The sequence below is a fragment of the Tardiphaga sp. 285_C5_N1_2 genome, from assembly GCF_052076065.1.
Lineage (GTDB): Bacteria > Pseudomonadota > Alphaproteobacteria > Rhizobiales > Xanthobacteraceae > Tardiphaga > Tardiphaga robiniae.
In genome coordinates, this window is record NZ_CP197241.1 from 3,284,892 (window position 1) to 3,304,218 (window position 19,327).

General features: G+C 62.1%; 16 protein-coding genes. 7 read left to right on the top strand and 9 right to left on the bottom strand.

The genetic code is table 11. The annotated features are described in order from the left end of the window. Window positions 1-13 precede the first annotated feature (13 nt). From mmsB to AB7951_RS15775, 5 genes are all read right to left on the bottom strand, one after another. Window positions 14-901, bottom strand: coding sequence for a 3-hydroxyisobutyrate dehydrogenase (gene mmsB / locus AB7951_RS15755; protein ID WP_120290204.1), 888 nt, complete (start codon window positions 899-901; stop codon window positions 14-16). Between the two features lie 82 nt (window positions 902-983). Further along, window positions 984-2,054: an enoyl-CoA hydratase/isomerase family protein gene (locus AB7951_RS15760; protein WP_120290206.1), complete on the bottom strand. Its 1,071-nt coding sequence runs from the start codon at window positions 2,052-2,054 to the stop codon at window positions 984-986. Continuing rightward, a complete protein-coding gene (locus AB7951_RS15765) occupies window positions 2,051-3,196 on the bottom strand; it encodes an isobutyryl-CoA dehydrogenase (protein ID WP_120290208.1) in 1,146 nt (381 codons plus the stop codon). The genes AB7951_RS15760 and AB7951_RS15765 overlap by 4 nt, the downstream gene beginning before the upstream one ends. 87 nt (window positions 3,197-3,283) lie before the next feature. Beyond that, window positions 3,284-4,780 carry a CoA-acylating methylmalonate-semialdehyde dehydrogenase gene (locus AB7951_RS15770; RefSeq protein ID WP_120290210.1) on the bottom strand — a complete coding sequence of 499 codons (1,497 nt, stop codon included), beginning with the start codon at window positions 4,778-4,780 and terminating at the stop codon, window positions 3,284-3,286. A gap of 163 nt (window positions 4,781-4,943) precedes the next feature. Continuing rightward, window positions 4,944-5,639, bottom strand: coding sequence for a TetR/AcrR family transcriptional regulator (locus AB7951_RS15775; RefSeq protein ID WP_120290212.1), 696 nt, complete (start codon window positions 5,637-5,639; stop codon window positions 4,944-4,946). A 176-nt stretch (window positions 5,640-5,815) separates the two neighbouring features. Here AB7951_RS15775 and AB7951_RS15780 point away from each other — a divergent pair, with 176 nt between their 5' ends. The 4 genes from AB7951_RS15780 to fabF all read left to right on the top strand — a co-directional run bounded on the left by AB7951_RS15780 (window position 5,816) and on the right by fabF (window position 10,562). Continuing rightward, window positions 5,816-6,586: an enoyl-CoA hydratase gene (locus AB7951_RS15780; RefSeq protein WP_089267272.1), complete on the top strand. Its 771-nt coding sequence runs from the start codon at window positions 5,816-5,818 to the stop codon at window positions 6,584-6,586. Window positions 6,587-6,695: 109 nt separating this feature from the next. Further along, window positions 6,696-7,892, top strand: a complete 1,197-nt coding sequence (locus AB7951_RS15785; protein WP_120290384.1) for an acetyl-CoA C-acyltransferase — start codon at window positions 6,696-6,698, stop codon at window positions 7,890-7,892. 74 nt (window positions 7,893-7,966) lie between these two features. Then, complete coding sequence (locus tag AB7951_RS15790) at window positions 7,967-9,250, top strand: MFS transporter (RefSeq protein ID WP_120290214.1); 1,284 nt, start codon at window positions 7,967-7,969, stop codon at window positions 9,248-9,250. 49 nt (window positions 9,251-9,299) lie between these two features. After that, complete coding sequence (gene fabF, locus AB7951_RS15795; protein ID WP_120290216.1) at window positions 9,300-10,562, top strand: beta-ketoacyl-ACP synthase II; 1,263 nt, start codon at window positions 9,300-9,302, stop codon at window positions 10,560-10,562. A 1-nt stretch (window position 10,563) separates the two neighbouring features. Here fabF and AB7951_RS15800 read toward each other — a convergent pair whose 3' ends face one another. Continuing rightward, a complete protein-coding gene (locus tag AB7951_RS15800) occupies window positions 10,564-12,120 on the bottom strand; it encodes a carboxyl transferase domain-containing protein (RefSeq protein ID WP_120290218.1) in 1,557 nt (518 codons plus the stop codon). Then, the gene (locus AB7951_RS15805) at window positions 12,050-13,018 is read right to left on the bottom strand and encodes an IclR family transcriptional regulator (RefSeq protein WP_120290220.1); all 969 of its coding nucleotides are present in this window, start codon (window positions 13,016-13,018) and stop codon (window positions 12,050-12,052) included. The genes AB7951_RS15800 and AB7951_RS15805 overlap by 71 nt, the downstream gene beginning before the upstream one ends. 238 nt (window positions 13,019-13,256) lie before the next feature. Between AB7951_RS15805 and AB7951_RS15810 the strand changes: the two genes are divergently transcribed. The 3 genes from AB7951_RS15810 (at window position 13,257) to AB7951_RS15820 (ending at window position 17,059) form a co-directional block, all read left to right on the top strand. After that, window positions 13,257-13,478 carry an acetyl-CoA carboxylase biotin carboxyl carrier protein subunit gene (locus AB7951_RS15810; RefSeq protein WP_120290222.1) on the top strand — a complete coding sequence of 74 codons (222 nt, stop codon included), beginning with the start codon at window positions 13,257-13,259 and terminating at the stop codon, window positions 13,476-13,478. Between the two features lie 179 nt (window positions 13,479-13,657). After that, window positions 13,658-14,809: a TAXI family TRAP transporter solute-binding subunit gene (locus AB7951_RS15815; protein ID WP_092151923.1), complete on the top strand. Its 1,152-nt coding sequence runs from the start codon at window positions 13,658-13,660 to the stop codon at window positions 14,807-14,809. Between the two features lie 45 nt (window positions 14,810-14,854). Continuing rightward, the gene (locus tag AB7951_RS15820) at window positions 14,855-17,059 is read left to right on the top strand and encodes a TRAP transporter permease (RefSeq protein WP_120290224.1); all 2,205 of its coding nucleotides are present in this window, start codon (window positions 14,855-14,857) and stop codon (window positions 17,057-17,059) included. A gap of 35 nt (window positions 17,060-17,094) precedes the next feature. On the opposite strand, the gene AB7951_RS15825 is transcribed toward AB7951_RS15820, so the two are convergent. Both AB7951_RS15825 and ilvA read right to left on the bottom strand, forming a co-directional pair. Further along, entirely contained in the window at window positions 17,095-17,547 is a 453-nt protein-coding gene (locus AB7951_RS15825; protein WP_089267265.1) for a hypothetical protein, read from the bottom strand. Window positions 17,548-17,706: 159 nt separating this feature from the next. Next, on the bottom strand, window positions 17,707-19,224 hold the full coding sequence (gene ilvA, locus AB7951_RS15830) for a threonine ammonia-lyase, biosynthetic (protein ID WP_120290226.1): 1,518 nt from the start codon (window positions 19,222-19,224) through the stop codon (window positions 17,707-17,709). Window positions 19,225-19,327 lie beyond the last annotated feature (103 nt).

Below are 19,327 nucleotides of genomic sequence, written 5' to 3' on the forward strand. Positions count from 1 at the left end.
CCGACGCGCTCCGCTATTTCGGCATCAAATGCCTAAGGTGATGAATGATCCCCGAGAAGTCATCACCGCCGTGACCTTCCTTCTCATAGGTCTCATAGATGCTCTCGGCATGAGCGCCGAGCGGCGTCCTGGCGCCGGCGGCCTTGGCGGCCTCCTGCGACAGCCTGAGATCCTTGAGCATCAGTGCTGCGGCAAAACCCGGCTTGTATTCATTGTTGGCCGGCGATGTCGGCACCGGTCCCGGCACCGGGCAATAGGTGGTCAGCGACCAGCACTGGCCCGACGAGGTCGAGGCCACATCGAACAGCGCCTGATGCGACAGGCCGAGTTTCTCGGCGAGCACGAAGGCTTCGCTGACGCCGATCATGGAAATGCCAAGGATCATGTTGTTGCAGATCTTGGCCGCCTGCCCCGCACCGGCATCGCCGCAATGGACAATCTTCTTGCCCATGGCTTCCAGGACCGGCTTGGCCGACGCGAACGCCTTGGCATCGCCGCCAGCCATGAAGGTCAGCGTCGCGCCCTTGGCGCCGCCAGTGCCACCGGAGACCGGCGCATCGACCGACGGCAGCTTCTGCGCAGCCGCCAGTTCATGCGCCTTGCGTGCGCTTTCCACGTCGATGGTCGAGCAATCGATCATCAACGCACCCTTGGCGGCCACGGGAATGACCTCGCTCCACACCGACACCACGTGTTTGCCGGCCGGCAGCATGGTAATGATGACCTCGGCGCCCTTCACGGCATCGACCGCCTTGTCAGCAATGGTCACGCCATCCACCCTCGCCTGCGCGCGGGACGCCTCGACGAGATCGAAGCCCGTCACCTTGTGGCCTGCCTTGACCAGGTTGGCGGCCATCGGGCCACCCATATTGCCGAGACCGATGAATGCAATGCTGGTCATGTCCTGCCCTCGTGATCGTTTGTCTGTTTTTAAAGCCCGATGAAAACGGCGAAATCCAACTTTCGTTCAGAACGCTCGACCTTCAGAAGGTCAGCTCAACATCCCGTTTGGCCAGATAGCGCGCGACAATCTCCGGTGTCACGCCCTCGAGATCCGGTGGCTGCCATTTCGGATTGCGATCCTTGTCGATGATGGCCGCACGCACGCCCTCGACGAAATCGGCGCTATCAAACACCTCCAGCGCCGCGAGATATTCGCGCGACAGACATTCCTCGAGCGACTTCGACGCGCGCGCGAGCCGCAACAGCTTCAGGGTAACCTTGAGCCCCCGCGGTGATTTGTCGGACATGGCCTTGATCGTCGCCAGCGCGAAATCTGAACCGTCCTGCTCAAGCGCAGCCACGATCTCCTCGACGCTGTCATGGGCGAAAGCGCGATCGATCAGCGCACGCTGCGCCGTAACTGGACCGGTTTGTTCCGGAGCTCCGAACTTCTTGAGTGTCGTCATCACCGACGCGGCATCGGCGCCCGCCGACAGCTGTGTCAGCGCCTCGCGCAATGCCGGCCATTTGACGGTGTCGATCAGGACGTCCGCCATACGTGCAGCAAGCGCATCGGCACCATTTGCCGTCAGCCCGGTCAGACCGAAATACGTCCCAAGTTCGCCCGGCGCGCGCGACAACAGCCATGTACCGCCGACATCCGGAAAGAAGCCAAGGCCCACTTCCGGCATCGCCATCCTGGTCTTCTCCGTAACGATGCGGTGGCTGGCATGGCCGGCCAGACCGACGCCGCCACCCATCACGAAGCCATCCATATAGGCCACATAGGGCTTCGGAAATTTTGCGATCCGCGCGTTGACGATATATTCCTCGCGCCAGAAGATCTTGCCGAGATCGCCTTTGACCTTGGCACTCTCATAAAGACCGCGGATATCGCCGCCGGCGCACAATCCGCGTTCACCCGCACCTTCGAGGATAATCAGCGCGACTTGCGGATCTTTCTCGAACACGTCGAGCGCCGTCGCGATCTCGCGGGTCATCTCCAGCGTCAGCGCGTTCAATGCCTTCGGGCGGTTCAGCCGGATCACACCGGCCGCACCTTCCCGCGCGACGATGAGGTCGCCTGTCTCCGTTGCCACGTCCGAACTCATCGAGCGCCCTCGATCAATTTGCGCGACACGATCAGCCGCATGATCTCGTTGGTGCCTTCGAGGATCTGGTGCACCCGCAAATCGCGCACGATCTTCTCGATGCCGTATTCGGCGAGATAGCCATAGCCGCCATGCAGCTGCAGCGCCTCGTTGGCGACCTCGAAACCGATATCGGTGCCGAAGCGCTTGGCCATCGCGCAGAGCACGCCGGCATCGGAATCCTTGCGGTCCAGCGCCGCGGCCGCCCGCCACAGAAAGGTGCGTGCGGCTTCCAGTTCGGTCGCCATATCGGCGACACGAAATTGCAGCGCCTGGAATTCGTCGAGCCGCTTGCCGAACGCCTTGCGCTCTTTCATGTAGCTCAGCGACTTGTCGAGCGCAGACTGCGCACCACCGAGCGAACATGCTGCGATGTTGAGACGGCCACCATCAAGACCGGACATGGCGATCTTGAAGCCGATGCCTTCGTCACCGAGTCGGTTGGCGATCGGCACGCGGCAATTTTCGAAGATCACAGCGCGTGTCGATTGCGCGTTCCAGCCCATCTTGCGTTCGTTGTTGCCGAACGACAGACCGGGCGTGCCGGCCTCCACCACGATGGTCGAGACGCCGCCGGCCCCCTCGCCGCCCGTACGGACCATCACGACGTAGACGTCGGTATCGCCGGCCCCGGAGATGAATTGCTTCTGGCCGTTGAGCACATAGTGGTCGCCGTCGACGACAGCGCGGGTGCGTAGTGCCGCCGCGTCCGATCCGGAGCCGGGCTCGGTCAGGCAGTAGCTCGCCAGTAGCTCCATAGTGCAGAGACGCGGCAGCCACTTCCGGCGCTGTGTCTCATTGCCATAGGAATCGATCATCCACGACGCCATGTTGTGGATCGAAATGAAGGCCGAGGTGGTCGGGCAACCAGTCGCCAGCGCCTCGAAAATCAGCGCGGCGTCGAAACGCGTCAGTGCGGAGCCGCCGACATCGTCACGGATGTAGATGCCGCCCATGCCGAGCAGCGCGGCCTCGCGCATCACCTCTTTCGGGAAATGCTTGTCCTCGTCCCATTTGAGCGCAAAGGGAGCGATCTTTTCCGCAGCAAATTCGCGCGCCATGTCGCGAATAGCGGTCTGTTCCTCATCGAGAGCGAATTGCATCACGCCCTTCTTGTTGATTGCTGATCAGCCGGGAAATGAAACGGCCCGGTGCACCACCTTTGGGAGCGCCGGGCCGCTTGCGTGGTCTTACTTCATCAACGGGATCGAGAATTCGGCGCCTTCCTTGACGCCCGATGGCCAGCGCGCGGTGACCGTCTTGGTCTTGGTATAAAAGCGGATCGAATCCGGACCATGCTGGTTGAGATCGCCGAAGCCGGACTTCTTCCAACCACCGAAGGTGTAATAGGCGATCGGCACCGGGATCGGCACGTTGATGCCGACCATGCCGACATTGACCTTGGCGGCGAAGTCGCGCGCAGCGTCACCGTCACGGGTGAAGATCGCAACGCCATTGCCGTAGTCATGATCCGACGGCAGCGCGAGAGCTTCTTCATAATCGTGGGCACGCACCACCGACAGCACGGGCCCGAAGATCTCTTCCTTGTAGATGCGCATGTCCTTGGTGACGTTGTCGAACAGACAGCCACCCATATAGAAGCCGTTCTCGTAGCCCTGCATCTTGAAGCCACGGCCATCGACGGCCAGCGTGGCGCCTTCCTTGATACCGATATCGACGTAGTTCTTGACGCGGTCGACGGCTTCCTTGGTCACCAGCGGACCGAAGTCAGCCGACGGATCGACGGAGGTGCCGATTTTCAGGCTTTCGACGCGCGGGATGAGTTTTTCCATCAGGCGGTCGGCGGTGGTCTTGCCGACAGGCACGGCCACCGAGATCGCCATACAGCGTTCGCCGGCCGAGCCGTAACCGGCGCCGATCAGCGCATCGACGGTCTGGTCCATATCCGCATCGGGCATGATGATGGCGTGGTTCTTGGCGCCGCCGAAGCATTGAGCGCGTTTGCCGGTCGCGGCCGCGCGCTCATAGATGTACTGGGCAATCGGCGACGAGCCGACGAAGCCGACGGCCTTGATGTCTTCGTCGTCGAGGATGGCGTCGACGGCTTCCTTGTCGCCGTTGACAACATTGAGGATGCCCGGCGGCAGACCGGCTTCTATCATCAATGCGGCGAGCATCATCGGCACGCCCGGATCGCGCTCCGAGGGCTTCAGGATGAAGGCGTTGCCGCAGGCGATGGCCGGACCGAATTTCCACATCGGGATCATCGCCGGGAAGTTGAACGGCGTGATGCCCGCGACGACACCGAGCGACTGGCGCATTGAATAGATGTCGATGCCGGGACCTGCGCCTTCGGTGTATTCGCCCTTCATCAGATGCGGAATGCCGCAGGCGAATTCGATCACCTCCAAGCCGCGCTGGATATCGCCCTTGGCGTCCGGCACAGTCTTGCCATGCTCACGCGCCAGGCAATCAGCCAGCTTGTCGTAGTCGCGATTGGCGAGTTCGAGGAATTTCATCAGCACGCGGGCGCGGCGCTGTGGATTGGTGTTGCCCCAGGCGACCTGCGCCTCGGCGGCATTGAGCACCGCGGCGCGCATCTCGGCCTTGCTGGCCAGCGCAACCTTGGCCTGAACTTCGCCTGTCATCGGCTCGAAAACGTCGGCGAAACGCCCCGACTTGCCCTCGACCTCACGGCCGCCAATGAAATGTCCGATCGTGCGCATGCGTTTCCTCCTGGGAGCCAAATTTGGCCCGATGTTGATCAGGCTTTATGGCGTTTGGAAAGGCCCTGCACGCGCGGCGGATTTGCGAAATTGCAGGCTCACTGCAGTTTCGCCCTGTCAGAATGTCACCGCCGCGACAATGTCGCAGGCAGTGTGCCAATTATCAGTTCTTGGCTGGAGGTACGGCCTTGGTTGCCGCCTTCTTTGCAGTCGGCTTTCTAGCCCCGCGCTTGGGAGCCTCAGCCTTGGACGCTGCAGGGTTGGACGCTGCAGGCCTCGGCGCTGCAGCACGGCCCAGCACGGCCTCGCGGCCAGCGCTCAAAAGCTCTTCGGACAACTCGCCATTACCGGCGGCGCGGGCCAGCACGATGGTGCCCATCATGGTGGCAAGCGCCGCCATCGCCTGTTTGCGCGCCGATTTGCTCGGTCCGCCATGAAACTGCTCGGACATCATTTCGATCATCTGATCGAGCTTGGCGGCAAACACCTTGCGCGTTTTGGGGCTCTCGCGCGCGATCTCAGCGCCCAGCGCGGGGACGGCACAGCCATGACCTGGGTTGTCGCGGTGCTGCGGCGACAGGTAAGAATCCACGATCGTGGCCAGGCGCTGATCCGGCGCCGCCTGCCCAGCCAACTGACGCCAGCGATCGGTCGATTGATCCATTGCATAGGCAAAGGCTTCGATCACCAGTGCCTCGCGCGAATCGAAATGCGCGTAGAAGCCGCCGTGGGTGAGACCCGCGTCTTTCATGAGGTCGGCCACGCCGATGCCATGCGCGCCCTTTTCGCGTAGACGCACGGAAGCCTTCTTCACGATCCGCGCATGCGTCTCGAGCTTGTGTTCCTTCGAATAGCGCATCGGCGGTCCATTCAAGACAAATAGATGATGTCGATCATATTACTCACGCTGCTCCGCATGCGCAACGCACACCTGGCCGCAGGCCTTGACAACACCGCAGTTTGACGCGGAATTGATAGGAGCAAGACCGGCGATCCGCGCCGGCCCAAGGAAATGCCAAGGGACGAGACGATTTCATGCATATGCTCAATCCCCATTGCGGTGTCGAACGTGACCCGCGAGGTATAGTTCGGCTGACGATCTGCAACGCCGGCTCACTCAATATTCTCAATTCAGCCGCAATCAAGGGTGTTCGCGAAGGCATTGAGGTATTGGCCACGGAACGCGCCATTCGCGCGCTTGTCATCGCCGGCCAGAGCGAAAAGAGCATGATTGGCGGCGCCGACATCAAGGAAATGGCGACGCTGGATCAGGCCTCCGCCGAGAAGTTCATTTCCGGCTTGCGCGATCTCTGCGAAGCCGCCCGCGCTTTTCCCGCGCCTGTGATCGCCCGCATCCCCGGCTGGTGCCTTGGCGGCGGCCTCGAATTTGCTGCCGCCTGCGATTTCCGGATCGCGTCGCATGATTCCAAATACGCCATGCCCGAGGTCAGGGTCGGTATCCCCTCGGTGATTCACGCTGCCCTCTTGCCGCGCCTGATCGGTTGGGGCCGTGCCCGCTGGCTGATCATGACCGCCGCCACCATCGATGCACCGACCGCGCTCAATTGGGGTCTGGTCGATGTGGTTGCGGCCGAAGGCGCGCTTGATGCCGAAGTTGAAAAGACGATCGAAGCCATACTCGAGTGTGGACCCGAGGCTATGCGGTCGCAAAAAGCCCTGCTGAAACAGTGGGAAGAGCTGCCGCTGAAGGAATCCGTCAATCTCAGCGTCGGCGTGTTCGGCGAGGCCTATCTGACCGGCGAGCCGCAGCGACTGATGCAGGGTTTCATCAACCGCAAACGCTAGCAGTTCGACCTCACGAGAATTTTGCACAGGCCGGCATTGCGTATCTTGCAGCGCATCATATGATGAGTGTCATCCAAATGACCCGCGCTTGCGCGAAGGAGCCTCCATCATGTCCGCAGCTTCAGATCCGGTCGTCATCGTCTCGGCCACCCGCACTCCGCTCGGCCGCTTCCAGGGCGAACTATCGCCCTTCTCCGGCCACAAGCTCGGCAGCCACGTCATCGGTGCCGCCGTGGCACGCGCGAAACTGACACCCGAGCGCATCGACGAAGTCTTCATGGGCTGCGTACTTCCCGCCGGCCAGGGTCAGGCGCCCGCCCGCCAGGCCGCCCGAGGTGCCAAGCTGCCGGATGCCACGGGGGCCACGACGATTAACAAGGTCTGCGGCTCCGGCATGAAGGCGACCATGCTTGCCCACGACATCATCCATGCCGGCTCGGCGGAGATCGTCGTCTCCGGGGGCATGGAGAGCATGACCAATGCGCCCTATTTGCTGCAGAAGGCACGCGGCGGTTACCGCGTCGGCCATGATCGCATCATCGATCACATGCTGATGGATGGACTCGAGGATGCCTATGAGGTCGGTCGCTCGATGGGTGACTTCGGCGAAGCCACCGCTGAGGCCTATCAGTTCACGCGTGGAGATCAGGACGCCTATGCGATCGAAACGCTGACCCGCGCGCGTAAGGCGGTGGAGAGCGGCGCCTTCAGGGCCGAGATCACGCCACTGACCATCGTCGAGAAGTCCGGACCACGCGAGATCGCCAATGACGAACATCCGCTGAAGGTCGATCCCGCCAAGATCCCGAACCTCAAACCAGCCTTCCGCAGCAACGGCACCATCACGCCCGCTGCTTCGTCCGCGAATGCCGATGGCGCTGCTGCCCTGGTGCTCGCCAAGCGTTCCCTCGTAGATCGTGAGGGCCTGCCCGCGCTGGCTGTTATCCATGGCCACGCCACGCACAGCCAGGAACCGCAATGGTTCACGACTGCGCCCATTCCGGCAATCCGCAAACTGCTCGACAAGGTCGGCTGGAGCGTCGGCGATGTCGATCTGTTCGAGATCAATGAGGCCTTCGCCGTGGTGCCAATGGCTGCGCAACGCGACCTTGGCATCCCTCGCGAGAAGCTCAACGTCAACGGCGGCGCCTGCGCGCTGGGCCACCCCATCGGCGCCACCGGCGCGCGGCTGATCGTGACGCTGCTGCACGCGCTGGAAGCCAGAGGCCTGAAACGCGGCGTCGCGGCACTGTGCATCGGCGGCGGCGAAGCCACCGCGATTGCCATCGAACGCATCGTTCGCTGAACCGCCTTTCCCAGATATGATCGTCGCGGCGATGGTCGCCGCGACGCCTATTCTCATTGATTGCAGGAAACCAGATGATTTCCGGATGGCTCTCCACTGCCCTCGCCCGCCGCAACATTCACTATGGATGGGCAATGATCGCCGTAACCTTCGTGACGGCGCTGGTCAGCGCCGCCGCGGTGGGAGCGCCCGGCGTGTTCATCGTGCCGCTGCAGAAGGAGTTCGGCTGGAGCACCGCCGAGATTTCCTCGGCGATGTCGATCCGCTTCGTATTGTTCGGCCTGATGGCACCGTTCGCCGCGGCACTAATGAACCGCTATGGGTTGCGCAACGTCACGCTGATCGCCCTGCTCGTCGTCGCTGCAAGCCTCATCTTGTCGCTCGGGATGACGCAGGTCTGGCAGCTCATGGCGCTCTGGGGCGTCGCCGTTGGTATTGGCACCGGCATGACGGCGCTGGTACTCGGTGCCACCGTCGCAGCGCGCTGGTTCAGCGCACGCCGTGGTCTCGTCGTGGGTATCCTCACCGCGAGCGCGGCCACCGGCCAACTGATCTTCCTGCCGATCCTCGCCAGCATCACCGAGCACAGCAACTGGCGCTGGGCACTGGCGCTCATGTGCGTGATGCTGGCCATAGCCGCACTCGGGGTGCTGCTGGTGATGCGGGACCGTCCCAGCGACATCGGCATTCGCCCCTATGGCGACACCAGCACCGAACCGCTGGCCGCGCCGCCACCGAACACCTCGCCGATCATGGCGGCAGCGCTCGGTGCCCTGCGTGATGCTGCCCAGACCAAGGTGTTCTGGATCCTGTTCGCGACCTTCTTCATCTGCGGCGCCAGCACCAACGGGCTCGTGCAGGTGCACCTGATCCCGATGTGCCTCGACTTCGGCATCCCGCAGATTCAGGCGGCCGGCCTACTTGCGGCGATGGGCGTGTTCGATTTCGTCGGCACCATCGCGTCGGGCTGGCTGTCGGATCGCTATGACAACCGCTACCTGTTGTTCTGGTATTACGGCCTGCGCGGCCTGTCGCTGCTGGCGCTACCGTTCACCGACTTCTCGTTCTACGGTCTGTCGCTGTTCGCGCTGTTCTACGGCCTGGACTGGATCGCCACCGTGCCGCCGACCGTGCGCCTCACCGCATCCAAGTTCGGGCCGGAACGCGCAGGCCTGGTGTTCGGCTGGATCTTCGCCGGTCATCAACTGGGCGCAGCAACGGCGGCATTCGGCGCTGGCCTGTCGCGCACGGTACTGCTCAGCTATCTGCCTGCCTTTTTCGCGGCAGGTGCGCTATGTATTATTGCAGCGCTGATCGTGCTGGCGATTTCAAAAGACAAGAAGGTCGCGATCGCCTGATCCCCGGGATTCGGGCCGCTCGCCACTCATATCAGAACGGGAATACATCATGCGCCGCGTTGTAATTACGGGGATGGGAGCGGTGTCGCCGCTCGGTTGCGGCGTCGAGATCAACTGGTCTCGGCTGCTCGCCGGCCAATCCGGCCTTCGCCTGTTGCCGGAGGCCATGACCGCTGATCTCGCCGCCAAGGTCGGCGGCCAGGTACCCGACATCGCGAACGATCCGGAAGGCGGTTTCGATCCTGACAAGGCGGCGCCGCGCAAGGATCAGAAGAAGATGGATCGCTTCATCCTGTTTGCGCTGATGGCTGCCGATGAAGCCATCGCGCAAGCCGGCTGGCAGCCGAAAGATGCGCGGGACCGCCAGCGCACGGCCACGATCATCGCCTCCGGTATCGGCGGCTTTCCGGCCATTGCCGACGCGGTCCGCACCACCGACACCAAGGGCATCCGCCGGCTGTCGCCGTTCACCGTACCCTCCTTCCTGGTCAATCTCGCGGCCGGTCATATCTCAATCCGCTACGGCTTCGAAGGTGCACTCGGCGCACCCGTGACAGCCTGCGCCGCCGGCGTGCAGGCGATCGGCGATGCAGCGCGTCTCATTCGCTCCGGCGAAGCGGATGTCGCCATCGCCGGGGGTGCCGAAGCCTGTATCGACCGTGTCAGCCTCGGCGGATTCGCCGCCGCTCGCGCACTCTCCACCGACTTCGTCGCCAATCCGGAGCGCGCCTCGCGTCCGTTCGATCGCGACCGCGACGGCTTTGTCATGGGCGAAGGCGCCGGCATCGTGGTGCTCGAGGAACGCGACCATGCCCTGGCACGCGGCGCGAAACCGATTGCCGAACTGATCGGCTACGGTACGACCTCCGATGCGTTCCATATGACAGCCGGCCGCGAGGACGGCGATGGCGCCAGGCGCGCGATGGATATCGCTCTGGCACAGGCCAACATCACGCCTGCCGATGTCCAGCATCTGAACGCCCACGCGACATCGACTCCGGTCGGCGATCACGGCGAGCTCGAAGCGATCAAGTCGATCTTCGGAACGAACGGCGGAGTCGCTGTAAGCTCGACCAAATCCGCCACGGGCCACCTGCTCGGTGCAGCCGGAGGGCTTGAGGCGGTCTACGCAATCCTCGCGCTGCGTGACCAGATCGCTCCGGCCACGCTCAATCTCGAAAATCCCGATCCGTCTGCCGATGGCATCGATCTGATCCGCGGCAAGGCGCGGCCGATGGCCATGGAGCACGTGCTCTCGAATGGCTTCGGCTTCGGCGGCGTCAACGCCAGCGTGCTACTGCGGCGAATATAGCTTACGGCCGCATCGCGAGCCGTGACGGACCTGCCGTGCGGAGCGGTTCGGCAAGACGTGCAAACTCACACAGCAGCGAGCGCGTCTTTGTGGGGTTGATGACTTCCTCGACCCAGAACTTCTCGGCCGAACGGAATGGCGAGCGCAGCTTGTTGAGGCGCTCCTCGATTTCCTGCTGCTTGAGCTTTGGATCGTCCGCCGCTTCGATCTCGGCGCGATAGGCCGCCTCGATGCCACCTTCCAGCGGCAGCGAGCCCCAATAGGCCGAAGGCCATGCGTAACGCATCGAGAACCGGTTGGCCGGCTGATGCACCACGCCAGCGACGCCGAACGCATTGCGGATGATGATCGTGCACCACGGCACCGTGGTCTGATTGACCGCGGCCATGGCGCGCACGCCGTGACGGATAGTCGCTGCCTTCTCCGCATCGAGCCCGATCATGAAACCCGGGCAATCCATGAGATAGACGACAGGCAGATGGAACGTCTCGGCGAGGTCGACGAAGCGCACGACCTTCTGGCAGGCTTCCGCGGTCCACGAGCCGCCATAGTGGAACGGATCGCTGGCAAGCAGCAGCACCGCACGGCCTTCGAGACGCGCAAAACCGGTGATGATCGGCCGGCCGAAATTTGCCGCCATCTCGAAAAACGAGCCTTTGTCGACGACGGCGTCGATGATCGGGCGCATCTTGTAGACCTGCCGGCGATTGCGCGGCACGGCTTTCAGCAGAGATTCTTCCGCACGTTCGGGATCGTCATTGCAGGCGATCGTCGGCGGCAAGTCATAGACAGACGATGGCAGATAGGACAGGAAGCGCCGCGCGCAGGCGAATGCCTCCTCTTCGGTCTCCACGGCATGATCGACGCCGCCAGCGCGCGTCTGGATATCGGCGCCGCCGAGTTCCTTCTTCTCAAGCGACTGGCCGAGGCGCGCGACAACGGGAGGCCCGGCGACGAACATCGCGGAATTCTTCGTCATCACCGAATAATGGCTGGCTGCGAGCCGCGCAGCGCCGAGGCCGGCGACTGAACCAAGGCCAAGGCCAACGACCGGAACCTGCGCCAGATTGGACGTCGTGTACCAGTACCAGCGCGTGCCCCCGACACCGCCCGGCAGATTGGCTGCGCCCCTGGTCTCGATGGTCTTGACCGAACCGCCGCCGCCAGAACCTTCGATCACACGAATGATCGGCAGCCGGAAGTCGTGCGCCATTTCCTCGGCCATCAGCGGTTTGGCCGAGATCGACGCATCAGCCGAACCGCCGCGCACGGTGAAGTCATCGCCAACAACGACGACAGGCCGGCCGTCGATCTTGCCACGACCGAACACGCAATTCGCCGGCGTCAGATGCTTCAGCTCGCCAGACGCATCGTATTCACCGATGCCGGAGACTGCCCCGACTTCGTGAAAGCTTTTTGCATCTATCAGTCTGTCGATACGTTCACGAACTGTGAGCCGGCCTTGGTCATGCTGCCGCTTGACCTTGTCAGCGCCCCCCATCTCCCGCGCGAAGGCTTCGCGCCGGGCGAGGTCGTCGAGTTCCGGCTTCCAGTTCATTCATTCCCTCCGGGAGCATTTTTTTCTGAGCTGTTGGCGCGGGAGGCGCATCTGGAACGGGCGCACTGGTCAGGCCGCTATCTGCGTTCTGAACCATCATGCTGATCGTGCCGCTGAGCTGACGCAGGATCGGAGCGATCTCGTCCTGCAGGCGCTGCTCGTCATACATGGCGGCAAGCAGACCGATGGTGACGACCACATAGGTTTGATACTGCGGCGACCAGATCGGCGTCGCAATGCCGGTAATATGCGGCGACCAAAGGCCACCTGCGAGGACGTAGCCGTTGTCACGCAGACATTCACGGTTCCCAACGATCTTGCCGCGCAGGATCTTGGCGTCCTCGGGCATTTCGCGCGCGATATCGTTGATCAGAGCATTGCCGACGTCTTCATCGAGTGCTGCGGTGTAGGCGTGGCCGGCTGCAGTCCGGCCCATGGCAATGCGGCTGCCGGTGGTCGAATGCAATCCGAGCGCGTGATCGGCGCGGGCATATTCGAGATAGACCATGTGAAAACGATCGGGAATCGTGAAGCCGATCGTGCCAGGTACCTGCTCCGCCACTTCCTGCAAACGCAAGCGGATCAGGTTACGCATCTGAAGTCCCCGCATCATCGAAGCACTCATCGCGACCGCACTCGATCCGATGCGGTACTTCTGATCTGCAGGCAGATAGGCGAGCTGGCCCATGCGCGTCAGCGTATGCGTCAGGCGCGATACGGTGGAGCGCGGCAGGCCGCAGCGATTGGAGATTTCGAGATTACCAAGCCGGGCATCATGGCCCTCGAAGCAGCGAAGAATATCAAAGGCGCGCGAGACCACCTGGATCACATCGCCGTCGCCTGCCAGATCGCTGGCGAGCATGCCTTGTTTGCTGAGCCGTTCCGAACGTCGTCCCATGATGCGTTTCCCTTAAAACGACGCATCTCGCGGGGAGCCAATCCGTTGGATTGCCCCGATGTGCGCCGCCGTCCCGTTCCACTCTGCGGAATTATATTCCACTTGCGGGCTACGCTACCTCAGGCAATCTGCGGCGACAACACCAAGCTGCTCGTTTCTTCTCATTCTTAGGAATTGTCCGGTCGCGTCGGCGCTACACCTATAGCGAGCAGCCGCCCGCGTGATCGCGGAGAATACCATGCCAGAGATCAAGATCCTCAGCGAAGTCGCCGGCCGTATCTGCTCACTGCCGCTCGCAATCGGCGATTCCGTGAATGAAGGAGACGAAGTGGCTTTTGTCGAAGCCATGAAGATGGAAATTCCGGTCGCCTCTCCTGCCGCAGGTAAAATCAAATCGATGATCGTTGCGGTCGACGAGGTGGTCACTGAAGGACAGTTGCTCGGCACAGTCGAGACGTGAGCAGACATGCAGTGACGGCCTCGACTGCCGTACCAACGTGCTGCGGCATTCTGTCTGCGATGGTGACCGCTCTCATCATCCAGCGAACTGCCTCAGGACATTGCCAGCGCCTGACGGCGATGACATGATCGCCGGACAATAAAAAGCAATTCGCAAAGCGAATGCATCTGGAGGGGAAAATGCTTCACCGGCTCATCGCGCTGGCGTCCGTTGCCGTGCTCAGTACGACCGGCGCTGTATGCGCGCAGGATATCAAGCTTCCACCGACCATGGCGGTCACCGCCTATGACACCGGCACTGCCGGCTTCAACATCGCCGTCGCCGTCGGCAAGATGATGAAGGACAAATATTCCACCGACGTGCGTGTGCTGCCTGCCGGCAATGATGTCGCGCGGCTGGCGCCATTGCGCGCCGGTCGCGCAACGATCGCCTGGATGGGCTCGGGCATCTACTTCGCGCAGGAAGGCGTGTTCGAATTCGGCGTCAAGGAATGGGGTCCACAGCCAGCGCAGGTCACGCTGTCGACCATCGACTGTAATGGCGCCTCGCTCGGCGTCGCTCGCGATATCGGCGTGAAGGAGATCAAGGATCTACGCGGCAAACGCGTCGGCTTCGTCGTCGGCTCACCTGCCCTGAACCAGAACTCGCTTGCGATCATGGCATTCGGCGGTCTCACCAAGGCAGACATCAAGCCGATCGAGTTCGCAAGCTACGGCGCAATGTGGAAAGGCATGGTGAACAACGACGTCGATGCAGCCTTTGCTACCACCATCACTGGCCCGGCCAAGGAAGTCGAGACATCGCCGCGCGGCATCATCTGGCCGCCCCTCCCCGCGGAAGACAAGGCCGGCTGGGAGCGCGTCAAGCGTGTGGCACCGTTTTTCAATCCACATGTCGCGACCTGCGGCGCGGGCATCACGGCATCAGCGCCCGTCAACATGAGCACCTACCCCTACCCCGTCGCGACCGTCTACGGCTTGCAGGCGGAAGATCAGATCTACGCGATCACCAAGGCGATGATCGTCAACTTCGACGCCTACAAGGACAACGCACCAGGCGCTTTGGGCCTCGCCGTAAAAGCGCAGTCCATGAAATGGGTCGTTCCGTTTCATCCCGGCGCCGTGAAAGCCCTCAAGGAAGCCGGCAACTGGACGCCAGAAGACCAGGCACACAATGACGGACTGCTGAAGCGGCAGGACGTCTTGAAGGCGGCATGGAGCGAATACGCCAAGGCCAGTGCATCAGCCGGTGAAAAGGAGTTTCTCGACGGCTGGATGACGGCCCGCGCGGCTGCGCTCAAGAAGGTCGGCATGCCGAACGGCTTCGAATAACGTCGTTATTTTTAGCTGTAACCGCGAACAATAATCGGGGCCATTATGTCAATTTCGTCACCCGATCATGCGCGGCCCGCATCCGACATTCCCGTAAAAATGGAACTCGATGATCCCCATGGAGTCGCCGACCTCCAGGAGTCCGAGGTCTCGCGCGTTCGCGCCTTGCACGGCGTGTGGCGCTGGGCACTGATACTAGCCACCCTCGCGACCATCCTGCTCTGCATCAACCAGCAATTTTCGCTGCGTTTCTTCGTCGATGTCACGCAACTCAACACCGAATATTTCTATCTGCTAATCGCGCTGATGCTGCCGTTCACGTTCCTGATCTTTCCGGGAACGTCGAAGGCCGATCTCGACCGTGTGCCATGGTACGACGTCGTATTGTTCGTCGCCACTTTCGCGGCCGCGATCTTCCTGATGATGAACATCCGCAAGGCCGCGCAATTTGGCTGGGAATTCGACGGCGCACCTAAACCCGTGATCGCCGCAGGCCTCGTGATGTGGTTCGTGCTGATGGAGGCGCTGCGCCGCACCGGCGGCTGGAGCCTGTTGCTCAGCGTCTTCCCCTTCACGCTGTATCCGCTGTTTGCCGACGCCAAATGGCTCGGACCGTTCCGCGGCACCCAGTCGACGCTGGAGCAGACGACGGCCTATCACGTGCTGTCGGGCGAGAGCCTGCTCGGCATTCCGATCCAGGCCTTCGCCGACACCGTGATCGGCTTCCTGGTGTTTGGCACCGCGCTGATGATGACCGGCGCTGGAAAATTTTTCATCAACATTGCCTTCGCGATGTGCGGCACCTTCCGCGGCGGGGCTGCCAAAGTGTGTATTTTTGCGTCCGGCCTGCTCGGCACCGTCGGTGGCAGCATCGTGTCCAATGTGCTGACCGCTGGAACGATGACGATCCCCGCGATGAAGAAAACCGGCTTCACACCGTCCTATTCAGGAGCGATCGAAGCCTGCGCGTCCACCGGCGCCGTGCTGGCGCCACCGGTGCTGGGCGCGACGGCCTTCGTCATGGCGCAGTTCATGAACACGAGCTATGCCGACGTCGCCCTCGCCGCCACCATTCCGTCGATCTTGTATTACTTCGGTCTGTTCGCGCAGGTCGACAGCTACGCCGCGCGCCACAAGCTCGAAGGCATCCCGCGCGAGGAACTGCCCCGCTTCATGGACGCGCTCAAGGAGGGCTGGTACTATCTCTTTGTCATCGCGATCCTTGTCGTGATGCTGCTGTACTTCAAACGCGAGAGCCACGCGCCGTTCTACGCCACCGCTTTGCTGGTCATCCTGCATCAATGGTCAGGCCCGGCACCGTGGAAGAAGGGCAACACCGCCGTCCTGGCGCTCTCGATTGTGCTGACCGGATTGATGGTCTGGCTCGATCTGCAGAACGCCTATCTATGGGGAATGTGCATCCTCGCTGCACTCAATGAATTCTTCCCTGGCAAGAATTGGGGCGGCGCGCGCTGGATCCACTTCCTCGAACTGAACGGCAAGACCTTCGTCGAGCTGATCGCGATCCTCGCCGGCTGTGGGTTGTTAATCGGCGCGTTCTCGCTCACCGGCGTAATCTCGAGCCTGGCCAACGACCTTCTGGCGATCGCCGGCGGCAACGTCTTCCTGCTGCTGATCATGTGTGCCTTCACCAGCCTGATCCTCGGCCTCGGCCTGACGACGACGTCCTGCTACATCTTCCTCGCTATCCTTGTCGCACCGGCGCTGGAGAAGCTCGGCCTCAACAAGATGGCCGTGCACATGTTCATCTTCTATTGGGGCATGCTGTCGTCGATCACGCCACCGGTCGCCATCGCATCCTTTGCCGCCGCCGGCATCGCTGGCGCACCGGCGATGAAGACCGGCTGGGAGTCGATGTGGGTGGGCAGCATCATCTATTTTATCCCGTTCTTCTTCGTGCTGAATCCGGCGCTGCTACTGCAGGGCGACAGCCCTTACCTCGAAGCGTTCGGCCTTACCGGCCTTGCCTGTCTCGGCATCGTCTTCATCTGCGGCGGCATTCAGGGCTATCAGGCCTATGTGGGCGATCTGCGCCGTGCGGGCGCAATGGAATGGCCGCTACGTGTGCTGCTGGTGATCGGTGGCTTCGTGATGGCGACACCCGGAGGCGGCATCAATCCGCTGTCGCAGTGGCAGATCATTGCCCTCGCCGCCTGCATTCTCGCACCGACGGTGCTGATCGCGCTGGCGCTGATCAGGCGCGGCGATGCGCGGCTCGCGGTGTTATAATCGCGAAGGCATTCAGGTCGATTGAAGATTGAAAGCTAGAAGAACTCTTCCGGGCAGGGATCGACGATCTTCCAGAGATCCATGCCGTTCTTGATCTTCTTCATTTCCGGCGTGAGACCGCCGTTACGCGCAAGCCAGTCTTTCACCGGCGGCGGATAATAGGCCATCAGGTCTGAGGTGCCCTCGTAGCTGATCACCTTCATGCCGAAGGTGAAAGCCTTGTCGTAATAGGCTTGATGGAAGCCAAGACTGGCGCGCGGAGTCACACAGACCTTGTTCATCGGCACAATGCCGAACACCAGCGTGCAGGCCGAATTGCAGATGCCGTCGATGATCACCCGCTCCTTGCGGTCGCGGATGCGCTCATACTTGGCCTTGTATTCCTCGACATAGCCGCCGTGGTCGCGGGTGATGCGCAAATCTGCCTTGGCCGGAGCCACGGACAGCACCAGCAGGGACATCAGGACAGGCAGCAGCGAAAGGCGCATCGCGTGATGAAACCGGTAAGGGACCCCAAGCCAACGCCCTTTTCCGGCATCAGCACACCGCCCGACTCTGGCCGGACAGTGCTAGTATTCCGTTAAGCATCGCCTTTGAGCGAAAAAAAGGCAGAAATCGGCCCTGCCTCACTCTCTGCCCCACCCGGTCTAGCCGTTCAGGAACATCCGGTAGACCGGATTTTGTGTTTCGTCCTCATAGGGATAGCCGAGGGAGGTCAGCCGCTGCGTCAGGGTCGGCCGATCGGCCCGCGGGACTTCAATCCCAACAAGCACCCGGCCGTAATCCGCGCCGTGGTTACGGTAGTGGAACAGCGTGATGTTCCAGTCCGCGCCCATCTGGTCGAGGAATTTCAGCAAGGCGCCTGGACGCTCCGGAAACTCGAAGCGCAGGATAACCTCGTCCCGCAAAGCGGGCGGTGCTCGCCCGCCAACCATATAGCGGATGTGCAGCTTGGCGGTTTCGTCCGCGCTGATGTCCAGCACCTTGTAGCCGAGCGCCTGCAATTGCCCGATCAGCTCGCCCTTGTCGTTCTTCGCGCCGCTCAGCTTCAGGCCAACGAAGACATTGGCTTCCTTGGCATCGGCATAGCGATAGTTGAACTCGGTGATGTTGTGATTGCCGATGGTCTGGATGAAGCGGCGATAGCTGCCGGGTTGCTCCGGAATGGTCACGCCCAGCAGGATCTCGCGGGCCTCACCGACCTCGGCACGCTCTGCGACGTGCCGCAGGCGATCGAAATTCATGTTGGCGCCGCTGTTGATGGCGACCAGCGCCCCCGTGCGCGTGGGATTGTTCGCGGCATAGCTCTTCAGTCCTGCCAGCGCCAAGGCGCCGGCCGGCTCCGCGATCACGCGCATATCCTCGAAAATATCCTTGATGGCGGCGCACATCTCGTCGGTGTCGGCCGTGATCACATCATCAAGCAATTCACGGCAGAGACGGAATGTTTCGACCCCAGCCTGGCGCACGGCCACACCGTCAGCGAACAAACCGACGCGATTGAGAACGACGCGCTCGCCAGCATCTATCGCGGCTTTCATCGATGCGGCATCGACGGGCTCGACACCGATGACCTTGGTCTCCGGGCGCAGAAATTTGATGAAGGAGGCAACGCCGGCCGCAAGCCCGCCGCCGCCGATCGGCACGAACACCGCCTCGATGGGATCGGGATGCTGCTGCAGGATTTCCATGCCGATGGTGCCCTGCCCCGCGATCACGTCGGGATCGTCATAGGGATGCACGAAGGTCAGCTTCTGCTCGGCCTCGAGCTTGCGCGCATGCGCCGCTGCTTCGTCAAACGTGTCGCCGAACAGCACGGCATTGCCGCCCCAATATCTGACAGCATCGATCTTGATCGGCGGCGTGGTCACCGGCATCACGATGGTTGCCTTGATCCCGAGCCGCTGCGCCGACAGCGCCACGCCCTGCGCATGATTGCCGGCCGACGCGCAAATCACGCCGGCCGCGCGCTGCTCCGCAGACAGCCCCGCAATGCGGTTGTACGCGCCACGAATCTTAAACGAGAACACCGGCTGCAAATCCTCGCGCTTGAGCAGCACGGGGCTTCCCATGCGCGCGGTCAGCCGAACCATCGGGTCTAGCGGCGTCTGGATCGCGACGTCGTAGACGCGGCTGTCCAGGATTTTGCGAACGTAGTCAGTCACAGGTAGTCCTCGAACATGTGGCAGAGACCGAACTGGCCACAGAACGGCTTGCCGACAGCTTGTCGGCGCAGATGGGCACCGAAATGGCCGATAAATCAAGCCT

What these genes read in the sequence shown, in the direction of transcription:
- mmsB (WP_120290204.1), bottom strand. Translation starts at nt 901, where the DNA reads ATGACCAGCATTGCATTCATCGGTCTCGGCAATATGGGTGGCCCGATG.
- AB7951_RS15760 (WP_120290206.1), bottom strand. Translation starts at nt 2,054, where the DNA reads ATGAGTTCGGACGTGGCAACGGAGACAGGCGACCTCATCGTCGCGCGG.
- AB7951_RS15765 (WP_120290208.1), bottom strand. Translation starts at nt 3,196, where the DNA reads ATGCAATTCGCTCTCGATGAGGAACAGACCGCTATTCGCGACATGGCG.
- AB7951_RS15770 (WP_120290210.1), bottom strand. Translation starts at nt 4,780, where the DNA reads ATGCGCACGATCGGACATTTCATTGGCGGCCGTGAGGTCGAGGGCAAG.
- AB7951_RS15775 (WP_120290212.1), bottom strand. Translation starts at nt 5,639, where the DNA reads ATGCGCTATTCGAAGGAACACAAGCTCGAGACGCATGCGCGGATCGTG.
- AB7951_RS15780 (WP_089267272.1), top strand. Translation starts at nt 5,816, where the DNA reads ATGCATATGCTCAATCCCCATTGCGGTGTCGAACGTGACCCGCGAGGT.
- AB7951_RS15785 (WP_120290384.1), top strand. Translation starts at nt 6,696, where the DNA reads ATGTCCGCAGCTTCAGATCCGGTCGTCATCGTCTCGGCCACCCGCACT.
- AB7951_RS15790 (WP_120290214.1), top strand. Translation starts at nt 7,967, where the DNA reads ATGATTTCCGGATGGCTCTCCACTGCCCTCGCCCGCCGCAACATTCAC.
- fabF (WP_120290216.1), top strand. Translation starts at nt 9,300, where the DNA reads ATGCGCCGCGTTGTAATTACGGGGATGGGAGCGGTGTCGCCGCTCGGT.
- AB7951_RS15800 (WP_120290218.1), bottom strand. Translation starts at nt 12,120, where the DNA reads ATGAACTGGAAGCCGGAACTCGACGACCTCGCCCGGCGCGAAGCCTTC.
- AB7951_RS15805 (WP_120290220.1), bottom strand. Translation starts at nt 13,018, where the DNA reads ATGGGACGACGTTCGGAACGGCTCAGCAAACAAGGCATGCTCGCCAGC.
- AB7951_RS15810 (WP_120290222.1), top strand. Translation starts at nt 13,257, where the DNA reads ATGCCAGAGATCAAGATCCTCAGCGAAGTCGCCGGCCGTATCTGCTCA.
- AB7951_RS15815 (WP_092151923.1), top strand. Translation starts at nt 13,658, where the DNA reads ATGCTTCACCGGCTCATCGCGCTGGCGTCCGTTGCCGTGCTCAGTACG.
- AB7951_RS15820 (WP_120290224.1), top strand. Translation starts at nt 14,855, where the DNA reads ATGTCAATTTCGTCACCCGATCATGCGCGGCCCGCATCCGACATTCCC.
- AB7951_RS15825 (WP_089267265.1), bottom strand. Translation starts at nt 17,547, where the DNA reads ATGCGCCTTTCGCTGCTGCCTGTCCTGATGTCCCTGCTGGTGCTGTCC.